The sequence below is a fragment of the Bacteroidia bacterium genome (assembly GCA_037045145.1).
Taxonomy (GTDB): domain Bacteria; phylum Bacteroidota; class Bacteroidia; order AKYH767-A; family OLB10; genus OLB10.
Genome location: JBAOIA010000010.1, coordinates 75,574 through 99,736, shown reverse-complemented (window position 1 = coordinate 99,736; position 24,163 = coordinate 75,574). Strand labels below are relative to the sequence as shown.

Here is a 24,163-nt window from a genome sequence, read left to right as displayed (position 1 = left end):
AATAAAACTACTTGGAATTAAAATTATCATTCGTTCTGTCACCTGAATAAACGCCTTTTAAATCCTGTCCGTTATCATCAATATTTTTAGCTTTAATACTGCGACCATGCAAAATCATATTCCATGCTGCTTCATAAGGTTCACCGGGCATGTCGCTATGCAGTAATGTAAAATTACGTGCCAGCAAATCTTTGCTGTAAAACACAAAAGTTTTATTGGTGTGATTGTTTATTTTATCGTAGCGCCAGATTTCATAGGGATAAGTGTTGGGTTCATATTCACCTTTGTTTATGGTACTTGGTGCGCCATAAGCAAGATAAACCCTTCCCATATCAGTATTGTAGCCTTTTAAGGCACGTGAACCGAATTTTTGTTGAACAGCATCTACATGTGCTTTATAATCATTCCATGCTTTTTGCGGATCGGCAGGATTTCTGCGTTGCCAAAAGTCATAAAAGAAATTTTTCATCATATTTATATCGGCAGCTTTAAGCTGATTACCTATCCACTCTGATTGTTGTGCATTGCTGATAGGTTGCAGACAGGCAATATTTTCTGCAAGGGTGTTTTTATCATTCAGGGCGGCAACAAAGGTTGATGATACATCATTATTCAAAGTAAAGTTATCTTTAACTACTGACTGACGTTGAAAAAATATTTTAGACAGTGCCAACGATTGATTGTTTTTATCTTTTACTTCAACTACCAGGTTATAGTTGCCTGAACTCAGACCGCCAATGTTAATTTCACTCAGCAACGGAACAACCTCACTTGTTTTTTTGCGCTGTACAGTCCCATAATCCATTACGGTGTTTCCAGACTCAGCATTCTGAAGATAACTGTAAACGGCTATGGCATCATCGGCCAAGGTGTTGGTGAAATATGTCTCTGCATAAAAGATTAAACGTTCTTCGTTTGTACGAAAAAAATTGTCAACACGAGGAATTATCTCATAACCATTTTTAATTAAGGGGCTGTTGCCGGCTTCTTTTTTTGAGTAATTCTGTACCAATTCAATATCAGATACAGAAGTTTTTCCCGGTGTAAAATTCAATTCAAAACCCTGACTAATTGTAAAAGTCTTAGCATCTGCCACATTATCTTTTACAGATAGCTCGATATTATACTTTCCATTGGGCAGCTGCAATCTTTTATTATCAATAAAATCGGAAACTAACAATGTATCTTTTGTCAACGGGCTGATAAGGTTGTAAGTGTCCTGTGCTAAAATTTTATCGTTTTGGGTGATTTTGTAGGCCACTGCCACGGAGGCTTCGTAGTTTCCACTTTCGCTCATTTTGTAGTTTACGGAATTGCCTTTTACAGATAAGTACCACTCCAAATACGAACCCTGACCGGGTGCATAGAAGGATTTATAATCAAACAAAGCCTTAATTGTTTTAGCCTGCGATAGCTGTGCTACTGATGTCAGGACAAGAAATAATAACAAGCGTTTCATTGAATGAATTATTTAGAGTATAAAGATAGACAACATTTTAAGTAATAGTGTTGTAAAATGGTCAAAAAAAGTTTGTGAATTAAAATTTGTATTACTTTCGCGCCCGGAGAGATGGCAGAGTGGTTGATTGCAGCGGTCTTGAAAACCGCCTTGGGTAAAACCAACGGGGGTTCGAATCCCTCTCTCTCCGCAAAAGAGGCTTCCGATAGGGGGCTTTTTTAGTTTAAGAGGTAAGATATGTTTTTTGTTTACATATTGTATTCTGCAAGAGGGGATAGGCATTATATTGGTCAGACCAACGATGTTGCAGCACGCCTGCATCGTCATAATAGTGGTTATGAAAAATCTACATCGCCTTATGCTCCATGGAAAATACTTTGTTGCATAGAAAAGCCAAACAGGTCTGAGGCTGTGATTTTAGAAAGGAAGTTAAAAAATTTGAATACAGAAGATTTGCGAAAGTTTATTCAAAAATACGGAGTAAAACCAACGGGCGGTTGAGAGGTGACGCAGTCACTCTCAAGGTTGAAAGAGTCACTCTCAATGGCGAGCCAAGCCTCGCCATTGAGAGGTTGAAAATGTCACTCTCAATGGCGAGCCAAGCCTCGCCATTCGAATCCCTCTCTCTCCGCAAAGAGACTTCCGATAGGAGGCTTTTTTAGTTTAAGAGGTAAGATATGTTTTTTGTTTACATATTGTATTCTGCAAGAGGGGATAGGCATTATATTGGTCAGACCAACGATGTTGAAGCACGCCTGCATCGTCATAATAGTGGTTATGAAAAATCTACATCGCCTTATGCTCCATGGAAAATACTTTGTTGCATAGAAAAGACAAGCAGGTCTGAGGCTGTGATTTTAGAAAGGAAGTTAAAAAATTTGAATACAGAAGATTTGAAGAAGTTTAGATTGAAGTAAGGCATAAAATAAAAAATCCGCCCCGATGGTTCGGGGCGGATTAACTAAAAACCAAAATCTACAATTATTTCTTATCGTCTTTTACTTCTTCAAAGTCAACATCAGTTACTTCGCCTGCAGTGTTGTTTTGTGTGTCTGCATTTGCATTTGCATCGGCACCGCCTGCTGTTGTGTTTGCTGTGTTGTTGGTAGCATTATACATTTCCTGTGAGGCACCTTGCCATGCTGTATTCAACTCATTCAGTGCAGTGTCAATATCAGCAAGGTTTTTTTCTTTATGAGCATCTTTCAATTTGCTGAGCGCACGTTGAATATTCTCTTTATTGCCTTGCGAAAGTTTATCACCATATTCAGTCAATTGTTTTTCTGTCTGGAATATCATGGTGTCTGCCATATTGACTTTGTCGGCTTCTTCTTTTGCTTTTTTATCCGCTTCTGCATTAGCCTCGGCTTCAGTTTTCATACGTTTGATTTCATCATCACTCAATCCGCTGCTTGCTTCAATACGTATTTTTTGTTCTTTACCGGTGCCTTTGTCTTTTGCTGTTACATGCAGAATTCCGTTTGCATCAATATCAAATATTACTTCAATCTGTGGAATACCGCGTGGTGCAGGAGGAATACCATCTAAGTGAAAGCGTCCTATAGTACGGTTATCTTTTGCCATGCTACGCTCACCCTGAAGAACGTGGATTTCTACTGACGGCTGATTATCGCTGGCAGTGCTGAACACTTCGCTCTTCTTGGTTGGTATGGTTGTGTTGGCTTCAATAAGTTTGGTAAATACACCACCAAATGTTTCAATGCCAAGAGACAGAGGAGTTACGTCAAGCAACAACACATCTTTTACTTCTCCTGTTAAGACTGCACCTTGAATGGCTGCACCAATAGCTACTACCTCATCCGGATTAACTCCTTTTGAAGGCGATTTTCCAAAGAATTTTTCTACTGCTGATTGTATGCCGGGAATACGTGTTGAGCCACCAACTAAAATCACTTCGTCAATATCAGAAGGTTTTAGTCCTGCATTTTCTAATGCTGTTTTACATGGTTCAATCGTACGCTTAATTAAATCGTCAACCAACTGCTCGAATTTTGCACGTGTAATTGTTTTTACCAAGTGTTTTGGAACACCATCTACAGGCATAATGTATGGGAGATTGATTTCTGCCTGAGTTGAACTTGATAATTCAATCTTAGCTTTCTCTGCAGCTTCTTTCAAACGTTGCAATGCCATAGGGTCTTTACGAAGGTCAATGCCTTCATCGCTCTTAAACTCATCGGCAAGCCAGTCAATGATTCGCTGATCAAAGTCATCACCACCAAGGTGTGTATCACCGTCAGTAGATTTTACTTCAAACACGCCATCACCCAACTCAAGCACAGAAACATCATGTGTACCACCACCGCAGTCGAACACTACAATTTTCTGGTCGGTATGTTTCTTATCAAGACCATACGCCAAGGCAGCTGCTGTGGGCTCGTTGATGATACGCAACACTTTCAATCCTGCAATTTCACCTGCTTCTTTGGTGGCCTGACGCTGCGAGTCGTTGAAGTATGCAGGCACAGTGATAACTGCTTCTGTAACTTCATTACCCAAATAATCTTCTGCCGTTTTTTTCATTTTCTGCAGTATGATAGCAGAAATTTCTTGTGGTGTATATTGACGATCGTTAATTTTAATTCGTGGTGTGTTGTTATCGCCTTTTACAACTTCATAAGGCACTCTGTCTTTTTCTTTACTTGCATGATCATAGGTTTCGCCCATAAAACGCTTGATAGAATAAACAGTGTTTTTAGGGTTGGTGATAGCCTGACGTTTTGCAGGATCGCCAACTTTACGTTCGCCATCTTTAATAAATCCAACAATGGAAGGGGTTGTTCTGCGACCTTCGCTGTTTGGAATAACCACAGGCTCGTTGCCTTCCATTACGGCTACGCATGAGTTGGTTGTTCCAAGGTCAATTCCAATAACTTTTCTCATCTTTTAAATACTTTTTGAGGTTTTTTATCCTATTGTCAAGCCTTGTGCCAACACGATATTTATGACATATTACTGCCATTACAGTCAAACAGCCCCAACGGTTAGTTAAATATATGACAAAAAGACACGGTTAATGAAAGCCCAAATCCTTGGTTATAGTGCCATTGTTTAGGGAGTCTAAAGACCTTGAAGATAGCAATTTGTTGTTCATAGCATCAGAATACTTACTGCTGAAAATTCCAATGCCTCCATCTATATTGGTATATTGTGGAATTGATTGGTTGATTCCTGTAGGAGGGCGGTTAACCTGATAATAAGTGTACAATTCTTCTGCACCACCAACCCAAATTAAGTCAACAGAGCGGGCAGTACGTGTTACTAATAGGTCAACAGGAATAGTTCTTTTTAAAGCAGAATAAAAGGCAGAGTAGGGAACAGCTATTTCAAGACTGTTGTTCGATAAATATTCGACTCCATTTACTCTGAAAAACACTGATTTGATCTGAGTATTTGACGGGTTTGCAATTTCTGTTTCGTAATAGTTAAATCGCATATTCAAATCATAGTATTTGGCATTGTTTCCTCTGGTAAACTTGGCTATAAACTGGTTATCGGGGTCTGCAAAATCAACTGCTGTCTGAAAAGATGCAGGATTAGTAATTGAACCTACCTTACTAACTATAACAGTCTTTGAAGTAACTACATTGCCTGTTTGTGTATTGGTAACAACGAGTTTATATTCACTGTCCTGATAAATAGAATCTAATCCTGTAGTGCGATAAAGATAATTTGGTGCAGAAGCAAAAATACCGTCTTTTAGTGGGGGACCTTCAAAGCGCTCTAAGTTAATGGCACCGGCAAAGTTGTTGTTTTTATAGCGTTCTAATTTAACATCCAACACATCGGCATATTGAAATGAATCGGCTACCTGAGCAAAAGTATAGGCATTGCCTTCGCCAAGAAAAGCTTTATTGATTCTGATATATTGAACACTGTCAGTAGGGTCAAGCACACCATAAATCACCATCACCTCCTTATAGGGAGCCAATAAATCCACATCAGTTTTGCACGATGACAACGACAGACTGAGTAAACAAAGAGATATTAATAACTTATTCATGGCTCAAAAGTAGAAGATGACTGCCGATAAAAAAAATATGTAATTTTCACCACGCAAATTTTAACATATTGTTTTCATTAAAATCACTATTGCCTGATGTATAAATTGCTTTTTCTTCTGACGTTTTTTACTGCAACATTGTCAAACTTAACACTTGTGCAGGCACAAACTGTAAATGAAAAATTTGACCGTTTGGACATGAGTGAAAATTTTGATACCAGTAGTGGTATGTGGACTTTTATGTCAAACTCAGAAAATCTTTTTTTAGTGCAGGAAGGAGAATATATTCTCAATCGTAAAGCACCCGAGAAACCTTATGCTATAATTGCCAACTACGACTACAATCAACCTGCATTTAAGATGGTTACTTCATTGAAGATTGAAAAGGCAAACGATCAGAATGGCTCGGTGGGTGTAATGTTTATGGCACAGAATGATGGTAATGGCGGTTTTATTTTTGAAATCAATACACTAAAACAATTCCGCCTGCGACAGATAGTGTCAGGCAGCTACAAATACCTTACCGGTGATGCTAAAAGCGGAGGTTGGGTGAAGAGTAATTTTATTAATAACTTAAATGTTTATAATCTCCTCGAACTCCGGTTCTCACAACGCAACTACGACATTTATCTGAACAACAACCTGCTGATGTCGTTTACGGAAATTGCCTATAAGAGTGGACGTTTTGGCTATATTGTTGGACCGGGTTCTCGTGCCAAGATAGATTTTCTTTATCTGTTTTCTGCATCAGGTAAGGGTGAGCAAACAACATCAGGTGGCAACAGCAATCAGCAGCAGGAAGGTAGCCCCGATGTTATTCAACTTGCTGAGTCTATCATCAAACTAAAAACACAAATCAACAAGTTGCAGGCAGAGAACGAAGAGCTGACACGAAATTTAGAGTCAGTTAAGTCAGCCGATCAGGAAGATGCGAATGAAAGAAAATTAAAAGATAAAACCATAACCGATTTACAGAAGCAGATGGTAAAGAAAGAAGCATCTTTTGATTCACTGCTAAAGGTAAATCAGGCATTACTGAAATATAAGGAGATGGTTGCGGGGAATGAAAATTCCGATTTGATTATTACACTAAGCAGATCAGTAAAAACAGAGAAAGAGAAAAACAAACAACTCTCAGATTCGTTACAGATATTAAAGACTGAGTTGATGAAACAGAAAGGGGCTAAAGCAACGGCACCTATAGAGAAAAATGAGCCACAGAAGGTAAATACAGAGTTTACACTTCCAAAGGAAAATTAATTTTAAAAGTATGTCAGTACACAGCGAAGTAAAAAAAATAACCACACACGTATTGCAGGAAATGAAACGCAGTGGTGTCAAAATATCTATGCTCACGGCTTATGATTTCAGTCTTGCAGGAATAATAGATGATGCAGGTATTGATGTTATTTTAGTAGGCGATTCTGCCTCGAATGTCATGGCCGGACATGAAACCACATTGCCTATTACACTCGATCAGATGATATATCATGCATCAAGTGTGGTGCGTGCTGTAAAACGTGCATTGGTTGTAGTTGATTTGCCTTTTGGTTCATATCAGGGCAACAGCAAGGAGGCGCTTCAATCTGCTATCAGAATCATGAAAGAGTCGGGTGCTCATGCCGTAAAGTTAGAGGGCGGACGAGAAGTAAAAGAGTCAATAGAAAGAATTTTGACTGCAGGTGTTCCGGTGATGGGACATTTGGGGTTAACACCACAATCTATTTATAAATTCGGCACCTATGTGGTTCGTGCAAGAGAAGAAGAAGAAGCAAAACGATTGATTGAAGATGCCCGCATCTTAGAAGAAGCAGGGTGTTTTGCTATTGTTCTGGAAAAAATCCCAGCTGTACTGGCAGCAACAGTTGCACAAGAAGTAAAAATTCCTGTCATAGGTATTGGTGCAGGCAATGGTGTTGACGGACAAGTGTTGGTGTTGCATGATATGCTAGGTATAAACAATGAATTTCATCCGCGTTTTCTGAGACGCTATCTCAATCTGTATGACGACATAAAGGCGGCTACAGCAAAATATATTGCAGACGTTAAGAGTCGCGATTTTCCTAATAACAAGGAACAGTATTAATGAATGCAATCCGTTTACAAAAACCGGATATTGGCAGTCAGGTATTGTTTGAAGACAACCATCTTATTGCCATCAACAAACTTCCGGGGCAGATTACACAAGGCGATAAAACCGGTGATGTGCCTTTAGGCGATTGGGTAAAGCAATATTTAAAGGAGAAATATCAAAAACCCGGTAATGTATTTTGTGGAACAATACACAGACTCGATCGCCCGGTGAGTGGTGTAGTTTTGTTTGCAAAAACCGGTAAAGCTTTAGAGCGCATGAATGAACTGTTTCGCAGCCGTCAGGTACAAAAAACATACTGGGCAGTTGTAAAAAACAAACCTGCAAAAGAGGAAGACACGCTGGTTCATTACCTGATGAAAAACGAAATAAAAAACAAAAGTTTTGCTTCATTACAAACTAAAGATGGGGCAACACGTTGCGAATTGTCGTACAGGCTGCTGACATCATCCGATCATTATCATCTGCTGGAAGTGAATCCGATAACAGGCAGACACCATCAGATAAGGGTACAACTATCTGCCATTGGATGCCCCATCAAAGGCGATTTAAAATACGGTGCCGACAGAAGTAATGCCGATGGTTCCATACATTTACATGCTCGTAAACTGACCTTTGTACACCCTGTAAAATCCGAGCCGGTTTGCATAGAAGCAAAGCCACCTGAAGAGCCTTTGTGGAATTATTTTGTTCAACAATTAACCAACACTAAATAATGAACCCATCACCAATGCGGGCTGCGTTAAAATTAAAATGCCCAAAGTGCGCACAATCAAATTTGTTTACAGACCCCAATCCTTATCATTTTAAAAAGTTAGGCGACATGCCTGTTGTTTGTCCAAACTGTGCATTACCTTTTACACCGGAGCCGGGTTTTTACTACGGAGCCATGTATGTAAGTTATGCATTAACTGTTGCTATGTCTGTCTTTAATTTTATTTGGGTTTATCTGTTGTGGGGATTTGTTGTTGCGCCTTATTTAATAATTAACAGTGTTTTATTGATTGCATTATTTCCACTGTTCTTTCGCTATTCACGAAGCCTTTTTTTAGCAATGGTTTTTAAGATAGAAGAGGCAGCACGAAAAAGACAGCGGCATTGAAGTGTTGAAGTTTTTTTTGAGAAAAAGAAATCAACAATTCATCAGCCTAACTTTTTAAAAAATGGGCTGTGCAGCCCATTGGTTTTATGTAACGTCAACGGTTAATTTGCGTTTTAAGTAATGTAATTTAAACACATAAAAAAAATGCAACTATTTAATTTTGTTATTTCTGCGGCTATTGTATCCGTAGTATTATTTACTTCATGTAAAAAGAAGGATGACGACAACGCCTCACCAAATCCACCTGCACAAAGTGCCGGTTTTTATTATGGTGAAAACGGAATTACTACACTCACTAAAGCCGACTCCTCGTGGGTGAATGGTGCTTATAATACTATTATTGCTCAAAGTAGTGGAAGCACTGTAGTAGAAATTAATTTGACGGGCATAACTTCACAGGGCTATAGTTTAGGAACAACAAATGTTCTTACTTATTTAAAGAGTGGTAGTTCTTGGGTTGCAACAACAGGTACTGTAACAGTAACAAAAAACCAGGACAGTAAACTTTCAGGAACCTTCAGTGCAACTGCAGGTGCAGGCGTTAGTGGAGTAACTAGTTTTTCGGGTAACTTTACAGATATTCCAATTAAGTAGTTTGAATGGTAGTCATGAAATTATTGTCAGTGACTACCGTTTTTACTTTCCGGCCCTACCTGAAAATCAGAAAATTTAATCGCAATAATTATTTCAAAAAGGGTAGTCATCATTTTTAGTCACAATACCGGTAATTGTTTTTGACTTTTTGTTATAGCAGGTCAGCTGTTTGGAAACACTACATCAGTGTACCACTACCGGCAAAGTGTTGTTTTATAAAAGGTGATTTAAAATAAGATGCATGTTATGGCAATAAAAAATATATCAGAAATAATTCGTTATACTTCATATGTTAATTTATAAAGCAATAGTGCTATTTACCATACCCATATTGATATTGTGCCAGCATGTTTTCCATTCTTTTCCTGTAGGTGTCTTTAAGTTTCGGAACATCAGCTTCTGTTAAACCATGTACTGCAATTGGCTTATCAATGACAACACGTGCCACACCGGGGTGTCCGCCTAAATACTTTCTTGGGCAATCGGGCAACAGTTTCCAGTTATCAATGTAACAAACAGGCAAAATGTTGATTTGATTTTCTACTGCTAACTTAAAAGCACCATTTTTCATGGGGCCTAATTGTGGATTGCACTCAGGAATAGTTGCTTCCGGAAAAATAGAGATGCTGATGTTTTGCTGCAGGTCGGTGCAGGCACGCTGATAGGCTTTGTGCGAAGCCATGCGGCTCGAACGGTTTACACCAATGTTCATCTTTTTAAAAAAAATATTGAAGAAAGGAACACGCTCCAACTCGGCCTTGCCCATAAAATGAAAATAGTGCGGAAATGCTACGTATGTCAACACAATATCTAAATAAGAAATATGATTCGGACAGATAATATAAGTTTCATTCTTCTTGGGTTCATATTGGCGAATAACTTTTACTTTGATTCCCGAAAGAAATACTATGGTACGTGCATGGAATTTCATCAGTTTAAATGCCTGATGATAGGGGGCTTTGCCACGCAATGCAAGTAATAAGAATGGAAACAACAGAAAGAAAGTAACAACGGCTTCAAAGAAAAACCAAAACCGCCACAGGTTTCCAAGCACAATGCGCACAATTCTCATGCTGCTAAAGTATAAAAATACCTGCGTTAAGTTTTTATTGCATTAGGTTCAAGTAAATTCTATTTTATTACTTTGCATTAAAATTTCATGATATGTACAACACATTAAAACCCGTACTGGAAAAAGAACTTGAAGAAATTAAGTCAGCAGGATTGTTTAAGCAAGAAAGAATTATTTCCACACCACAGGCTGCCGCAATTACTGCTAACGGAAAAGAGGTATTAAATTTTTGTGCCAATAATTATCTCGGTTTATCATCACATCCAAAAGTTGTTGAAGCTGCTCATGCTGCAATAAACTCTCATGGCTATGGCATGTCGAGTGTGCGTTTCATCTGCGGCACACAGGACATTCACAAAACCTTAGAACAAAAGTTAGCAACGTTTTTAGGCACTGAAGACACCATACTTTATGCAGCGGCATTTGATGCCAATGGTGGTGTGTTTGAGCCTTTGCTCAATGAGCAGGATGCTATTATATCTGATGAGCTGAACCATGCCTCTATCATTGATGGTATCAGACTTTGCAAGGCAGACCGTCATCGCTACAAGCACAACGATATGGCCGACCTTGAAGAAAAACTAAAAGCTACAATGAACAAACGTCACCGCATGATTGTTACCGATGGTGTGTTTAGCATGGATGGTACCATAGCGCAGTTAGATAAAATCTGTGACCTGGCCGACCGCTATCAGGCATTGATCATGATTGATGAATGTCATGCATCAGGTTTTATGGGCAAAACAGGACGTGGAACACATGAGCATCATGGCGTGATGGGTCGTATAGATATTATTACAGGAACTTTAGGAAAAGCATTGGGTGGTGCAATGGGCGGATTTACTTCAGGTCGTAAAGAAATTGTTGAAATGCTGCGCCAGCGTTCAAGACCTTATTTGTTTTCCAATTCCCTGGCACCTTCTATTGTGGGAGCATCTATTGCAGTACTTGATATGCTAAGTCAGACAACAACACTGCGCGATAAACTTTGGGACAATACACAGTATTTCCGTCAACAAATTTCCGAAGCAGGCTTTGATATTAAACCCGGTCAGCATCCTATTGTTCCGATAATGCTTTATGAGGCACAGTTAGCACAACAGTTTGCAGCTATGTTATTAGACGAAGGCATTTATGTTACCGGTTTCTTTTATCCTGTTGTTGCAAAAGGTAATGCGCGCATCAGAGTACAACTTTCTGCAGGACATGACAGACATCACATTGACAAAGCATTGAATGCCTTTGTTGAAGTCGGAAAAAAATTGGGAGTAGTTAAGTAAGCTCTCTTTTTGAATTGAACAAGTCAAAGTTAATTACCTGCTTTTTGTTTTATTTTCTGTAATGAAGTATTGTTAGCTTTGCGCCCTATTATTGAATGCATCAGACATGCGAAAATTAGCAGACCGAATAGAGCGATTGCATGAATCGCAAACCATTGCCATGGCACGCCTCAGCCGCGAATTGCAGGATCAGGGACATAATATTATCAGTCTCAGCTTGGGCGAACCCGATTTTGATACACCAAAATATATTGGTGATGCAGCAAAAAAGGCAATTGATGACGGATTTACGAAGTATCCACCCATATCGGGATATACAGATGTGCGCGAAGCTATTGCTCAGAAGTTAAAGCGTGAAAATAATCTAGATTATAAAGCATCTCAGATTGTTGTCAGCACAGGAGCAAAACAATGTATTGCAAATGCAGTGCTTTGTTGTGTAAATCCCGGTGATGAAGTGTTGGTACCCACACCTTATTGGGTAAGCTATTCGCAAATTATTCAGTTGGCGGGAGGTGTTCCGGTTTATCTGAACACTACTATTGATTCTGATTTTAAAGTAACACCACAGCAGGTAGAAAAAGCTATTACATCTAAAACAAGGATGTTTATTTTTTCATCACCATGTAATCCTACAGGTACTGTGTATTCGCATAATGAGTTAAAAGAGCTTGCAGCAGTTTTTGCAAAACATGAAAATATTTTTGTGTTGAGTGATGAAATCTACGAGTATATCAATTTTGTTGGAAAGCACTACAGCATTGCATCATTTGATGAATTAAAAAATCAGGTCATCATAATTAATGGTGTAAGTAAAGGCTATGCTATGACAGGGTGGCGTATAGGCTATATGGCTGCACCACAGGATGTGGCAATGGCCTGTGATAAAATGCAGGGGCAGTTTACTTCTGCAGCCAGCAGCATTGCGCAAAAAGCAGCAAAAGCAGCCATTAGCATTAGCACACCCGACAGAGATATGATGGTGGAGACTTTTCGCAAAAGACGTGACCTGGTTTTAAATCTGATGAAAGATATACCTGGTTGGAAAACAAACACACCTGAAGGCGCTTTTTATGTTTTTCCTGACATCAGTTATTATTTTGGAAAAACAGATGGTAGCAGCACCATAAAAAATCCGGAAGATATGTGTATGTATTTGTTGAAAGATGCAAAAGTTGCACTAGTAACCGGTGAAGCATTTGGTGACAATAATTGCATTCGTTTTTCTTATGCAACAAGTGAGAACTTACTTGTAGAGGCTATTTCACGTATTAAAGTTAGTTTGGCAAAACTCAAATAGATTTTATTCTTTTTAGTTCAGCGCTTATTGTTATTTTCGTAAATCGTAATTGCAAACGCAATTTATTTTTGCATCAATGAAAATAGTGAGCCGCAGTATTATAACTTTTCTGATTTTATTTTTGTTCTTTGGTTCTGCATTTGCACAAACGGATACAACGGTAAACAAATCCAAAAATTTTTATCAGAATGTTGAGCAGGCTTCCAGGTCGAACAGATTGCTGCAAAGCATTTACAAGATGATTTTTCGCCCCGTTGGAACAAGAGTTGTTAAGATTAAAAAGAAACCTGTTGTACAGGAAATTAGTTATTCGGAGTTTCAATGTCTTCCTGTTGGCAACATCATAATTACTGTTTTTGATCCCTTTGGATATTCGTTAGCAGATTCTGCCTATAAAAAACTGCCATCAATTATTAATGCAGGAAATTATTTGCATAATAAAACCAGCAACCGTCAGATCAGAAAGTTAATGATAATAGAGGTAGGTGATGAGTTTGACTCATTATTAGTTTCAGAGTCGGAACGACTGATTCGTACACAACCTTATATACGCGATGCTATTATCATTCCACATAAAAATGAGTTAAACCAAACCATAGATCTTGAAGTGCGCGTACTTGACAACTGGAGTATTTTAATTGGTGGCGGCATGAGTGAAACCAATACGAAAATCAATGTTACAGAGAGAAATTTTGCAGGATTAGGACACACCTTTGAAAACAGTTACCGATGGTATTACAACAAAAATGCTGACGTTATTGAAAGCAGTTATGAGGTTCCTAATTTACTGGGAACACATGCAGATGCAAAAGTTCTTTACCATTTAAACGAAAGAGAAGGTGATGTTAAGTCAATTGGAGTAGAAAGACCTTTTTATTCTCCGCTTACAAAATTTGCGGGTGGTATTTTATTAGAACAGCACTTCGTAAAGGCCGTATATGGCGAGCCGTCAGAAAATTATTCCGAAAGGTATAAATACAACTTTGCAGATGCCTGGTCAGGTTATTCCATACGTTTGTTAAGTGGTAATAAGGTGTATCAACGTAACACCAGGTTAATTGCCGCATTAAGAAGTTACAGCGTTCAGTATCTTTCTTTTCCATCTGCAGGATTTGACTCGTTAGGGTTATTAAAAAACCAGAATGCCTATCTAGCAGGAATTGGATTTTCCTCAAGAGAGTATATCACAGAAAGATATGTCTTTAAGTATGGACAAAAGGAAGATATTCCTATTGGTAGAACCTATGGATTAACGGTAGGTTATAAAGAGAGAGCTTCGTCAGGCAATTGGTATGCCGGTGCCATGGCCGGGTTTGGAGATTTTTTTAGTTTTGGATATCTGAGCAGTTTGGTTCGTTACGGAACATTTTTTTATAACGGTAATGCAAGAAACTCAGCATTTGAAATACAGACTGTTTATTTTACCCGGCAAATGGCAATCGGTAAATGGAGACTTAGGCAATTCCTGAGAGCAAATGCAACATTGGGAATTGACAGAATCACCAATGAGTTTGTTTCACTTCAAGATCAGATGAATGGTTTTGACAATCGCACTTCAGGTACTAAAAGAATTTTTATCTCTCTGCAAACACAAACTTATGCACCGTATGAATTTCTGGGATTTAAATTTGGACCCTATTTCATTGCATCGGCTGGTTTTATTGGCAATCAGCTTCATGGTTTTAGTAAAAGTCACATGTATTCTGTTGTTGGTCTTGGCATGATAATTAAGAATGAATATTTAGCATTAAGTAGTTTTCAGGTAAGCCTGGCTTATTATCCAACAATTCCATATTCCGGGCATGATATATTTAGAGTTAACCCGCTAAGGAGTACCGATTTTCAGTTGGTGGATTTCGATTTAAGAAAACCCGATATTATTGAATTAAAATAGCAGTTCTCCATCTTGTCTCACTGGTATAAAAGAGAAGTATTGTTTTTTTTAAACATAGAAAATTGCCATTTAAAGACAATATTTTTATAATATTGTTAGTCATTATCTGAAAACCAATTTTAGTATCTTTGTTACCTTTCCGTCATATATGAAAAGCCACTTTTGGAAATTCTGTTTATTAATCAATTTTTTACTTCTGTTTGCAGACAGTGCAAAGGCAACACATATTGTAGGCGGTGAGATTTTTTACAGCTACCTTGGTAGTGGAAATTATCGGGTCACAATGTATATTTATCGTGACTGTGCCAACGGTGTTCCTCCTTTTGACAATCCGGCATACATTGGTATTTACGATCAGGAATATAATTTGGTAAATGCATTGCAGGTTTTTGTTCAACCCGACTCAATTCTTATTCCTTCAACCATCAATAATCCTTGTTTTATTCCGCCTGTAAATATTTGCTACAGACGTGCAACCTATATTTTTAATGTTAACCTGCCACCTTCTCCCGGAGTTTACTATATCGCATATCAACGCTGTTGCCGCAACAATACCATAAATAATATTATTGGACCGGATGTAACCGGTGCTACTTATGTAGGTGAAATAAGGGCAAGTAGTTTTTTTAACAACAGTAGCCCTCGTTTCAAAAATCTGCCACCACCTTTTGTTTGTCTAAATTATCCTTTTGTTTTTGATCATTCTGCAACTGATTCCAATCAGGACACTATACGATATTCATTGTGTACGCCTTTAGCTGGTGGTGACACTCTGGATCCCGCACCAATTCCGCCATTCTCTGCACCTCCATATAATAATGTAATATTTGCTCCTCCATATACAGTCAATAACATGCTCAATGGTACTCCGGGCATTCAGCCTCTAAGTATAGATTCAATTACCGGAATACTTACAGCAACCCCAAACACCATAGGACAGTTTGTGATTGGAGTCTGTGCAAAAGAATATCGTAATAATGTTTATTTAGGTGAAACAAGACGAGATTATCAATTAAACGTTGTGCCCTGCCCGTCTTTGGTGGTTGCAGCATTTTTAAATCCAATAGTTTCTTGTGGAAGCAATACAGTTTCATTTCATAATGGAAGCATAGGAGCTATTTCATATCATTGGGATTTTGGTGTACCTAACCTCACCAACGATACTTCTAATGCATTTAATCCTGTTTATACCTATCCCGATACAGGAACGTATAATGTTACCTTAATCGCCTATTCATTATTTAATCCGGGCTGTGCCGATACTATTCATGGCGTTGTAACGGTAACCAAAGAACTGGAAGCCGATTTTACCTCTACAGTTCAAGCATGTTCAACAGTAGCGTTTTTTAACGACACTATTTTATCATCTGCTCCAGCTTCTTTTTCTTACAACTGGAATTTTGGCAATGGCACAACTTCAAATGTTAGTCATCCACAAGTTACTTATGCCTCGCCCGGTAATTATCCGGTTACTTTAATTGTTACAAGTTCGCTCGGTTGTAAGGATACTGTTACCAAAACCATTAATATTCAAAAATTAATGACTGCTGCGGCAAGTACTATTCAAAATGTACGTTGCAATGGCGAATGTAACGGTTCCGGCCTTGTTGCAGTAACAGACAATAATGGGCCAATCTCTATATTATGGACCAATCCACCGGGGCAAACCACAGATACAATTGTTAATTTATGCCAAGGCACCTATTCAGGTACTGTAACTGATTCTGCAGGATGTACTTCAAATTTTTCTTTAAGTATTTCTGAACCGCCACCACTTACATTAGCAGCAACTGCAACACCAGATTATTGCAGTGGTCAATGTATTGGTTCGGCTACTGCACAGGCAGGCGGAGGAACTCCACCATATAACTTTGTCTGGAGCAATGGTTCAAATTCAGGTTCTCTCAATCAGCTTTGTGCCGGCAACTACACGGTTTCTGTAACAGACTCGAAAGGTTGTTCGGCTTCTCCGGTTACTGTAAATGTTTTGTTCTCTGATTCAACTGCAACATTAGATGTAGTGCCATCAGTTGACACAATTTATCGCGGACAAAGTGTTAACCTTTCAGCAACTCAAAATTCAAGTTATACCTACAACTGGCAGCCACCGACTTATTTAAACAGTAATAGTATTGCAAACCCTGTTAGTACACCTCCTGTTGATATTGAGTATATTCTAAGCATAACAGATGCTTTTGGTTGTAAGATTAATGATACAGCAAAAATTGTAGTCATTCAATACCGGTGTGAAGAACCTGAAATTTTTATTCCTAATTCTTTTAGCCCGAATGGCGACAGAACTAATGACGAGATTTATGTTTATGGAGGTCAAATAAAAGAGTTGCTGTTTCGCATTTACGACCGATGGGGTGAGAAAGTATTTGAAACAAAGCAGCCCGGAAAAGGGTGGGATGGATTTTATAAGGGCAAGCGTGTAACGCCCGGGGTATTTGTCTACTACGTTGAAGCTACTTGTTATGACAATCAGAAATTCTTTAAAAAAGGTAACATTAGCGTAATTAGATAAGAAATGAAAAACCTGCTGTTGTGCATAATTACAATATGTTTGTTCTGTTTGAATGCAGCAGGGCAGGATGTACATTTTTCGCAGTTTGATTTTTCACCCTTACATCAAAGTGCAGCACAAACAGGAAACTTTAAAGGCGATTACCGCCTGACAGCTATTAACCGTGTGCAATATAAATCTGTTACAGTTCCTTATAAATCGTTAGGCGCATCTGTTGACATGAACATTGCAAAAACTGATGAAAAGAAGTCATGGTGGAGTGCAGGTTTGTTATTTGAAAATGACGTTACAGGTGATGCAGATTATAAAACAACTATTGTTGATGTTTCTGTTGCATGGAATTCTTTTTTAGATGAAAATAAAAAGCATCAGCTTACATTAGCCATTCAACCGGGGTGGATGCAGAATGGCTTGAATTTTTCTGAACTCTATTTCGGTTCGCAATATGATGGCGATATTTTTGATCCCAATTTACCTACAGGTGAAAACCCTGAACGCAGCAGCTATTCAAATTTTAATCTTAATGCAGGTGCCGCTTATAAATATGTCTTTAGCGAAAATTCTGATTTAAATATTGTTTTTGGTGCCAGCCACCTGAATCAACCGGACATTTCATTTTTGAATGATAAAGCAAAATTATTCACCAGACTCACCGGAATAGGAGCATTAAACCTGTTTCTTTCGGAGAAAATTTCTTTGCAACCACAAGTGTTATTTTATCGTCAGGGAAAATTTTCTCAATTAAATGGCGGTGCAAATGTTCAACTACATTCTTTAGAGAATAATTTAAAGAATTTCAGATTTTCTGCCGGACTTTTTTACCGGAATAAAGATGCCATTATTGCTCGTATTGGGGCAGGTATTGGAAATTTGGATGCCGGTTTTGCATACGATTTTAATACTTCGGATCTGAAAAAGGCAAGTAACGGCAGAGGAGCTTACGAAGTAGCATTATCCTACATCATCACCAAAGTTAAACCATTAAAGAAGAATCCACCATGCCCAATTTATTAATATCTGTTCTCGGCATCAGGGGGCGTGTTGTTGCAAGGGTCGTAATGTTTGCTTGCTTAATCTGTGCATCACAGCAATTGTCTGCACAATCACCCGTAGCATATGAGCGTGCCGGTGACAAGGCTATGAAAGAAGGTGATTATTACACGGCATCAACTTTCTATTTTAATTCTTACGCAAACAACAATACAGATTTAGTGATTACGTGGAAACTAGCAGAATCATGCAGGCTTTACAATGACTACGAAAATGCACAGAAGTATTATAGCAAGGCCTATGGATTAGACAAGCAAGGTCAGTTTCCATTAATTGCATTTTATCTTGCAGAGATGAATCAGCGTCAGGGATATTATGAAGAAGCTGCTTCAATCTACAATAACTATTTACAAATGCATGGACGTGAGAACAGCTATTTTACAGACAAGGCAAAACGTGAATTATATAATTGTCAAAACATAAAGCAGTTGTTGAAAGATACAGCTAAGGTTACAATTCAAAATTCAGGCAGTGAAATAAATTCTGTTTATTCGGATTTTGCACCATCATATTTGGATACTACAACCTTGTTGTATTCTTCACTGCGATTTGAAAATAAAGACAAAAAAACGAAGAAGAAAAACAAGTATATATCTAAATTACTTATTAGTAACAATGAGCGCAATACGTGGAGTCGTCCTGATAATTACAGTACACAACTCAACCGGCCGGGATTGCATTCATGTAACTCTGCGGTCAGTGGTAACGGTAAATTATTAATATACACACAGTGTCAGCGCGAGAAAGATAAATTGATGTGTACTTTATATTACAGCACACTAAAAGATGACAATTGGTCGAATCCACAACCGCTGAATGACAGCATTAACATTAAGGGATATACTGCTACCATGCCTGCTATTGGGAATGATGGTCTGTCGGGTTATGTACTTTATTTTGTAAGTGATCGTCCCGGTGGTATCGGTAAGGCTGACATCTGGAAGTGTACTATTACACCTGATTTTGTTTTTAGTAGTCCAATTAATTTGGGTACACCTGTAAATACTGTTGATGATGATATCACTCCGTTTTATGAGAACCTGAATTCAACTTTATACTTTGCAAGTGAAGGCCATTTCGGACTTGGTGGTTTTGATATTTATAGCTATAAGCCGGATGCAGCTGAACAAAACGTAGTCAATCTGCACTTTCCGATAAACACCAGCTATAATGATTTGTATTACAGTAGTCGTAACAATAAATTTTTGCTCTCATCAAATCGCCCGGGATCACTCTTTATAAAAGCCAGAACCTGTTGTTATGATATTTATGATGGTGTTTATTTAGATACGGTTAAACAGGTTAAGAAAGATACTTTAATGATTATTGAGCCAATTGCTACTGATATTACCAAAGATTCTATTACAAAGGAAATCATCAAGCAGATAGAACCGTTGTTGCCGATGAAGTTGTATTTCGAGAACGATCAACCCAATCCAAAAACACTGTTGACATCAACAAAATCAAATTACGTTGACCTTTACAATGTGTATCTTACAAATGAAAAAAAGTACAGAGAGAACTATGTTGATGTTTTAACAGATGAATCAATGCGAAATAAGGCTGATGCAGAAATTACTGCATTCTTTAATCTTGTTGTGAAGAAAAGCTATCTGGACCTTGACCGTTTTAGCGAATTATTGTTGAAGCAACTGGATTCAGGAAATAAAATTGAAATAATTGTCAGAGGTTCTGCAAGCCCTTTGGCAGAGAGTAGTTACAATAAAAACCTATCTAAGCGAAGAATCAGCAGTGTAGTAAATTACTGGAAAATATATAATGCCGGCACACTGAATAATTATATCAAGACAGGGAAGCTTACCATTACAGAAGATGCTGTAGGTGAGGAATTGACCTCAGCAAAAATTAGTGACGACTTGAAGGATAAAAGAAACTCGATTTACAGTCCTGCTGCCGGTAGTATGCGCTACATTCAGGTTATGAGGGTGATGATAAACGGTGTGGTTGTGGAATAGTAACTTTTATGACTTAATAGTGGCAAAACTGCCTGTTTATGTTTATTTTTGCTCATGAAAACAGAAAAAATTGAATAGCGAAATTTCAGAAAAAATCAGCTACTTGCGCGAGCAGGCCGATGTATTCATGTCGGTGAATACCGCTAAGGCTATTATTTTTCTCAGCGAAGCCATGAATTATATTGAAGCTGATGAGGAAAAACTAAAATCGGAATGTGGATTGCAGCTGGCATTGGCTTATCATAAGATAAAAGAAGAGTTGATGGCTATAAAAATAATCAACCAATGTCTGGAATTAAAAATCAACAGCGATAGTCTAAAAAATCAGATTCCGTTTAATGAACTGGCTGCGGAAATTTACACTGCAATTTCTATATACGACAGTGCACTTGAACATTTGCTGAATATTGCATCGGCCTACACGTCTTCAAAGGACAAACAGAAACTTGGTTTGGTTTTAAATCAAATTGGCGAGACACATAAATTACTTGGTGGGTATAATGAGGCCATACGCCATCATGAAAAAGCATTAAAAATTTTTGAAGAACTCGATAATAAAGAACAGCTTTCTATAACCAATTTTTATATTGGAAATTGTTATAACTGGGCTGACGAACTTGATATTGCCTTCAATTATCTCGACACAGGTTTAAAACTTGCAGAAAAACTTCGTAGTGCCGAGTTAAAAATCAAGCCATTGGGTAGTTTGGCAATTTTGTTTACCAAGCAGAATAAGTTTGAAAAAGCGCTCGACAACTTTTTTCAAGCTATTGATAACAGCAACCTTGCAGGTAATGTACGTGTAAAAGCTGACTTACTCAAAAGTCTTGGTAATCTTTATAATCAGATGCATCGCCATGATGAAGCTATAAAAATTTTGCTTGAAGCAGACGAAATCTGTCATTCACTTAACATTAAGCAGCCATTACATCTGGTGAATTTGTTTTTATCTGATGCCTATGCCGCATTGAATAATTTTGAAAAAGCATTAGCACATCATAAAATATATTATAAACTTTGTCGTGAAATACAGAGCGAAGACATTAATCATAGAACAAAAAGTCTTCAGCTAAAATTTGATCTGGAGGAGATACAAAGAGAAAAAAACAAGGCAGAAGAATCCCTTTTGTTAAAAGATACATTTCTTGCAAACGTAAGTCATGAGTTGAGGACTCCGCTTAATGGAATTATCGGCATGGCCGATTTATTATCTGGAACAGTAGCTACTGATGAGAACAAAAAGTATGTACAGACTATTTTGACCTCAGCATTTCAATTGTCTGACATTGTTGATGAAATATTAGACTATGCACGGTTAAACACCGGGCAGGTTGTTCCGGTAGAGCAACCTTTTATTTTAAACGAAACCATTAAAGATTGCCTTGATAAATTTTTATTAAAATTTCCGGGTAAAAAAGTTGAATCTGACACCGATTTTGAAGCTTGTGATGAAGTGTTGCTTGATAAAGGAATTCTGGAAAAAGTTGTATTTAACACCTTGGTCTTTGGGGGCTCATTTGCCAGTAACGACAAACTTGAACTTGCATTGTATCATTCACAGAATAAAATTTTTATCAATGTAAAGTTCAACATTGTAAATAAAAAGAGTTTTCCGCATCCCGACAATTTTTTTGAGCTCAACAACCCACAGTTTTCACAAAATGGTTTAAATGGATATGGGTTAGGTCTTTCATTGATAAATGCCAGAGGAATGATTATGGTTTGTGGAGGAAAAATTTCAGTAAAACTCGAAAGTTCCAAGTGCAACTTTGTTGTTGAGTTACCATATAAGGCTGTCAAGTCCGACAGAAAGAATACGGTAGGTGAACCTTTTACTGCCATTGAAGATGTCAGCATTTTATTGGTTGAAGACAATAAAATAAATCAGTTTCTTGCCAAAACTATGTTGCTAAAAAAGGGCTATAAAGTAGCACTTGCCACTGATGGCGAAGAGGCGATAAGACTTCTTGAAAATGGCAACTTCAGTATGGTAATTACAGATGTTCAGATGCCGGGAATGGATGGATACCAACTGGCCGGGCATATACGAAGTAAGCTTCATGATCCGGTTAATAAAATTCCCATTCTTGCTTTGACAGCTTATGAGTCAAGTACAGAGAAAGAGAAGGCTAAAGCTGCGGGTATGTCGGGCTTTTTAACTAAGCCATACATGCCGGAACAACTTTTTGATCTCATTGCACAGCATTTACCTTTGAAAAGTGACAATTTAACAGATGCAGGTGAACCCGAATCAACGTATGATGTTAATGAGATTTATGATAATCTCCTTGCTCTAATGGCAGGTGATAAAAAAGAAACAACTTCATTGATAAAGATGCTTCAAATTCAATTTCCTGAATTATTAAGCGAAATGTTACAGGCTATTGAAGACAAGGATATGAAGAAGCTTTATAAAGCAGCCCATAAAATAAAATCCAGTCTGAAAATATTCAACAACAATTCTGTGGGGGTATTAATAGATCAGGTTGAACGCAAGGCTAAAGACAATGAATACTCATTTGAGTTATCAGTTAAAGTGTCGGAACTTATTAAGCAAGTGAATGTAATTATTGGTTCACTCAATCAGCTGATAAAAAAATAAGTAAAAAGATTTATTGATTAAACGAGTAATAGGGTGATATCATAAGATATACAATCACTCCTGTTAAAGTAACATACAGCCATATCGGAAAGGCAAACCTTGTTAGCTTACGATGTTTTCGTACATCCATTTTTAAACCATAGTAAAACGATAGTAAAACCAAGGGCATCACTATGGCAGCAAGAATAATATGCGATGCCAGAATGAATAGATAGAGGCCACGCAGCGGATGGTCAACCGGATATTTGGTTTCTTCCGCTAAGTAATGGTATAGAAAGTAAGATATGATAAAAACAGCACTCAATAGAAAAGTAAGCAGGTTAATTTTTTTATGAATGTCAATGCGTTTTTTTTTGATAAAATAAAAGGAAATCAGCAACAGAACAAAACAGGTTCCGTTTACTAAAGCATTTAAACCGGGCAGGTACTTCGTAAATGCCGGAGGCGTTTCGGGACGCGGAAGCACTTTCTGACTTAGCAGCATAACCATTCCCAAAACAACCACTGAAATAATTGCTACTAGTCTGAAGGTAAGTTTCTCATTCATTAAAATCCGCTTCATCATTCTTTGATTTTTGTCTTGTTTCGTAACTTAGAATTTTTATATCGTCTTTCAAACGTTTCATATCAAGTAAATCAGCACCATCGTAGATACCACGAAGATGGAATTTGCTGTCAATCAAAAATACAGCGTTAAGGGCTGCATTGTTGTTACCTTTTAAAAAAAACGATTGGCGCATTAAAGAATCTGTTTCTAATGAATCGCCTGTACATAGCTGCCATTGCGGAGGATTAATACTGTTCATTTTCATTACCTGCTTTAGTACCGAAAGGCTGTCGTTATGAGGGTGTGTGGTAATAGATAAAAATTTCACTTTAGGTGCTGTTGCAAAATCTCTTGCCACATCATACATATTGGTAAAAACATCTTTACAAGGCTCCTGACATGAGGCATTAAAAAACTGAAACACCCAATAGGAGGGTTCGGTGTGGCTGAGTGAAACAGTTTTTCCTTCTGTATTTTTAAGAGAGAAATCGGTTATGGTATGATAAACGGTGTCAACTCCGTTTGTTGCCAGATGTTTGGGTCCATAATATTCAAGAAACCGGAAATTATGTTTCCCTTCTTTCATCAGTATATAAAAAAATAAAGGCATCAGAAGTATTAAAAAAACTGCTAACGCCTTAAAC

The 24,163-nt window shown here is 37.9% G+C and carries 20 protein-coding genes and 1 tRNA gene; 15 read left to right on the top strand and 6 right to left on the bottom strand.

What is annotated here, in order from left to right; translation table 11 throughout:
- Positions 1-7 precede the first annotated feature (7 nt).
- Complete coding sequence (locus tag V9G42_01040; GenBank protein MEI2757996.1) at positions 8-1,459, bottom strand: GWxTD domain-containing protein; 1,452 nt, start codon at positions 1,457-1,459, stop codon at positions 8-10.
- Between the two features lie 105 nt (positions 1,460-1,564).
- On the opposite strand from V9G42_01040, the gene V9G42_01035 reads away from it, so the two are divergent.
- From V9G42_01035 to V9G42_01025, 3 genes are all read left to right on the top strand, one after another.
- Positions 1,565-1,649: transfer RNA gene (locus V9G42_01035), tRNA-Ser, on the top strand.
- A gap of 47 nt (positions 1,650-1,696) precedes the next feature.
- On the top strand, positions 1,697-1,960 hold the full coding sequence (locus tag V9G42_01030; GenBank protein MEI2757995.1) for a GIY-YIG nuclease family protein: 264 nt from the start codon (positions 1,697-1,699) through the stop codon (positions 1,958-1,960).
- A gap of 176 nt (positions 1,961-2,136) precedes the next feature.
- Complete coding sequence (locus tag V9G42_01025; GenBank protein MEI2757994.1) at positions 2,137-2,376, top strand: GIY-YIG nuclease family protein; 240 nt, start codon at positions 2,137-2,139, stop codon at positions 2,374-2,376.
- 64 nt (positions 2,377-2,440) lie between these two features.
- Here V9G42_01025 and dnaK read toward each other — a convergent pair whose 3' ends face one another.
- Both dnaK and V9G42_01015 read right to left on the bottom strand, forming a co-directional pair.
- Positions 2,441-4,363 carry a molecular chaperone DnaK gene (gene dnaK, locus V9G42_01020; GenBank protein ID MEI2757993.1) on the bottom strand — a complete coding sequence of 641 codons (1,923 nt, stop codon included), beginning with the start codon at positions 4,361-4,363 and terminating at the stop codon, positions 2,441-2,443.
- A gap of 130 nt (positions 4,364-4,493) precedes the next feature.
- Positions 4,494-5,483: a hypothetical protein gene (locus tag V9G42_01015; GenBank protein MEI2757992.1), complete on the bottom strand. Its 990-nt coding sequence runs from the start codon at positions 5,481-5,483 to the stop codon at positions 4,494-4,496.
- Positions 5,484-5,579: 96 nt separating this feature from the next.
- Between V9G42_01015 and V9G42_01010 the strand changes: the two genes are divergently transcribed.
- The 5 genes from V9G42_01010 (at position 5,580) to V9G42_00990 (ending at position 9,271) form a co-directional block, all read left to right on the top strand.
- Positions 5,580-6,743: a hypothetical protein gene (locus V9G42_01010; protein ID MEI2757991.1), complete on the top strand. Its 1,164-nt coding sequence runs from the start codon at positions 5,580-5,582 to the stop codon at positions 6,741-6,743.
- A 10-nt stretch (positions 6,744-6,753) separates the two neighbouring features.
- On the top strand, positions 6,754-7,569 hold the full coding sequence (gene panB / locus V9G42_01005) for a 3-methyl-2-oxobutanoate hydroxymethyltransferase (GenBank protein MEI2757990.1): 816 nt from the start codon (positions 6,754-6,756) through the stop codon (positions 7,567-7,569).
- A complete protein-coding gene (locus tag V9G42_01000) occupies positions 7,569-8,291 on the top strand; it encodes an RluA family pseudouridine synthase (GenBank protein ID MEI2757989.1) in 723 nt (240 codons plus the stop codon). The genes panB and V9G42_01000 overlap by 1 nt, the downstream gene beginning before the upstream one ends.
- The gene (locus V9G42_00995) at positions 8,291-8,677 is read left to right on the top strand and encodes a DUF983 domain-containing protein (GenBank protein ID MEI2757988.1); all 387 of its coding nucleotides are present in this window, start codon (positions 8,291-8,293) and stop codon (positions 8,675-8,677) included. The genes V9G42_01000 and V9G42_00995 overlap by 1 nt, the downstream gene beginning before the upstream one ends.
- 144 nt (positions 8,678-8,821) lie before the next feature.
- Entirely contained in the window at positions 8,822-9,271 is a 450-nt protein-coding gene (locus V9G42_00990; protein MEI2757987.1) for a hypothetical protein, read from the top strand.
- 313 nt (positions 9,272-9,584) lie between these two features.
- Here the strand turns inward: V9G42_00990 and V9G42_00985 are convergent, their stop codons facing one another.
- Positions 9,585-10,343: a lysophospholipid acyltransferase family protein gene (locus V9G42_00985; protein MEI2757986.1), complete on the bottom strand. Its 759-nt coding sequence runs from the start codon at positions 10,341-10,343 to the stop codon at positions 9,585-9,587.
- Between the two features lie 92 nt (positions 10,344-10,435).
- Here V9G42_00985 and kbl point away from each other — a divergent pair, with 92 nt between their 5' ends.
- The 7 genes from kbl (at position 10,436) to V9G42_00950 (ending at position 22,972) form a co-directional block, all read left to right on the top strand.
- Positions 10,436-11,623 carry a glycine C-acetyltransferase gene (gene kbl / locus V9G42_00980; protein ID MEI2757985.1) on the top strand — a complete coding sequence of 396 codons (1,188 nt, stop codon included), beginning with the start codon at positions 10,436-10,438 and terminating at the stop codon, positions 11,621-11,623.
- Between the two features lie 106 nt (positions 11,624-11,729).
- Positions 11,730-12,923 (top strand): pyridoxal phosphate-dependent aminotransferase, encoded by a 1,194-nt coding sequence (locus tag V9G42_00975; protein MEI2757984.1) that lies wholly within the window; start codon positions 11,730-11,732, stop codon positions 12,921-12,923.
- Between the two features lie 76 nt (positions 12,924-12,999).
- The gene (locus tag V9G42_00970; protein MEI2757983.1) at positions 13,000-14,817 is read left to right on the top strand and encodes a hypothetical protein; all 1,818 of its coding nucleotides are present in this window, start codon (positions 13,000-13,002) and stop codon (positions 14,815-14,817) included.
- 148 nt (positions 14,818-14,965) lie between these two features.
- On the top strand, positions 14,966-17,344 hold the full coding sequence (locus V9G42_00965) for a PKD domain-containing protein (protein MEI2757982.1): 2,379 nt from the start codon (positions 14,966-14,968) through the stop codon (positions 17,342-17,344).
- A gap of 3 nt (positions 17,345-17,347) precedes the next feature.
- Entirely contained in the window at positions 17,348-18,358 is a 1,011-nt protein-coding gene (locus tag V9G42_00960) for a PorP/SprF family type IX secretion system membrane protein (protein MEI2757981.1), read from the top strand.
- Complete coding sequence (locus V9G42_00955; protein ID MEI2757980.1) at positions 18,343-20,370, top strand: hypothetical protein; 2,028 nt, start codon at positions 18,343-18,345, stop codon at positions 20,368-20,370. The genes V9G42_00960 and V9G42_00955 overlap by 16 nt, the downstream gene beginning before the upstream one ends.
- Positions 20,371-20,440: 70 nt before the next feature.
- Positions 20,441-22,972 (top strand): response regulator, encoded by a 2,532-nt coding sequence (locus V9G42_00950; protein MEI2757979.1) that lies wholly within the window; start codon positions 20,441-20,443, stop codon positions 22,970-22,972.
- A 10-nt stretch (positions 22,973-22,982) separates the two neighbouring features.
- On the opposite strand, the gene V9G42_00945 is transcribed toward V9G42_00950, so the two are convergent.
- Together V9G42_00945 and V9G42_00940 are read right to left on the bottom strand one after the other, a co-directional pair.
- Positions 22,983-23,537 (bottom strand): DUF420 domain-containing protein, encoded by a 555-nt coding sequence (locus V9G42_00945; GenBank protein ID MEI2757978.1) that lies wholly within the window; start codon positions 23,535-23,537, stop codon positions 22,983-22,985.
- Complete coding sequence (locus V9G42_00940) at positions 23,512-24,129, bottom strand: SCO family protein (GenBank protein MEI2757977.1); 618 nt, start codon at positions 24,127-24,129, stop codon at positions 23,512-23,514. Before V9G42_00940 ends, V9G42_00945 begins: the two co-directional genes overlap by 26 nt.
- Between the last annotated feature and the right edge of the window lie 34 nt (positions 24,130-24,163).